Raw genomic sequence first — 1,036 nt, forward strand, 5'->3', positions numbered from 1 at the left:
CCGCCGATCCGCGGCAACGACGAGCTGCGCCTGTACGGCGTCAATGCCGTGCAGACCATGTTCGCGCGCCGCCCGGAGGCCATGCGCAAGCTGTACCTGGCCGAGGCGATGATCCCGCGGCTTCAGCCGATGCTGAAGTGGTGCGTGGCCAACCGCGTCGGCTACCGCGTGGTGGGCGAGGGCGATCTGAACAAGCTGGCGGCGACCACCCACCACGAAGGCGTGGTGGCCGACGTGCTGCGTACCGAGCCGCTGCCGCTGGCGACCTGGCTGGGGGGACTGCAGGACGGCCCGGTGCTGGCGCTGTGGCTCGATGGCGTGGGCAATCCGCACAACTTCGGCGCGATCCTGCGCTCGGCCGCGCATTTCGGGGTCAACGCGATCCTGCTGCCGTCTGAATCGACGCTGGCCCTGTCTGGCGCCGCGGCGCGGGTGGCCGAGGGCGGCGCCGAGTTCGTCTCGCTGGTTCGCCTGCCGGCACTGCCGCAGGCTATGGCGCAGCTGCGCGATGCCGGCTTCAGCTTGGCCGCGACGCTGGTCGAGGACGGCGACGATGTGTTCAACACGGCGCTGCCGGCGCGCATGGTCTATGTGATGGGTGCCGAAGGGCAGGGCATGGACCGCGAATTCGCGCAGGGCTGCGACCTGCGCCTGTCGATCCCGGGCACCGGTGCGGTGGAAAGCCTGAACGTGGCTTCGGCCACGGCGGTGTTCCTGGCCAGCTGGCGCCGGCACCACGGCGTGGCCTGAGCCACCGCGGGGGCGGGATGACAAAGGCGCCGCAGGGCGCCTTTGTTTTGTCCGCTGGCCGGAATTGGCGCCGCCCGCTGGCCGTTCCCGGCTCGTGCGCGACCGTTTTGCGGCCGTGCACGAGCGATTTCTGGTCGGTCACGACCATTTTCGGCCATGCGCGAGTGATTTTCGGTCGTTCACGACCATTTTTCGGTCGCACGCGAGCGAAAATCGCCGAAGCCGAGCGATTTTTGCTCGATTGTCCTGAAAATATGCGTAGTGGCGGGGCGGGCGCCCGCAGTGG

1 protein-coding gene is annotated in these 1,036 nt (G+C 68.9%); it reads left to right on the forward strand.

Going from position 1 to position 1,036, the window contains the following annotated elements; translation table 11 throughout:
• Nucleotides 1-750: TrmH family RNA methyltransferase (locus JCM9942_RS16690; RefSeq protein ID WP_054660960.1), on the forward strand; the 750-nt coding region annotated here is incomplete at its 5' end.
• Between the last annotated feature and the right edge of the window lie 286 nt (nt 751-1,036).

The sequence above is a fragment of the Stenotrophomonas pictorum JCM 9942 genome (genome assembly GCF_001310775.1).
GTDB lineage: Bacteria > Pseudomonadota > Gammaproteobacteria > Xanthomonadales > Xanthomonadaceae > Stenotrophomonas > Stenotrophomonas pictorum.